The following is a 234-nucleotide window of genomic DNA, read 5'->3' on the forward strand; positions in this document are numbered from 1 at the left end:
GTTCAACGAAGTCGAGCCCGACGTTCCGGATCGACATCATGACGCGGTCGAATTCCCCGACGGGAGCCATGTGCTGGTGACCCAGCTGGTCGAGGGGCAGCGCGTCAGCGTGCTGCAATTGCCGGCGCTGCATCCGGCGGTCGAGCACAAGCCGAAGGCTGTGGAGCGGCGGCCCTCCGCATTCGCGTCGCTGTTTTTGGGTTAAACGCATCGTCGCCGCGGAATGAGCTGTTC

At 64.1% G+C, this 234-nt stretch carries 1 protein-coding gene; it reads left to right on the forward strand.

All coding sequences use genetic code 11. From position 1 onward, the window contains the following. On the forward strand, positions 1 to 205 hold a 205-nt coding region (locus ACZ3HH_RS31185; RefSeq protein WP_465810603.1), incomplete at its 5' end, for a hypothetical protein. Positions 206 to 234: the final 29 nt, after the last annotated feature.

The sequence above is a fragment of the Pseudomonas sp. PME37.24/025 genome (genome assembly GCF_055556615.1).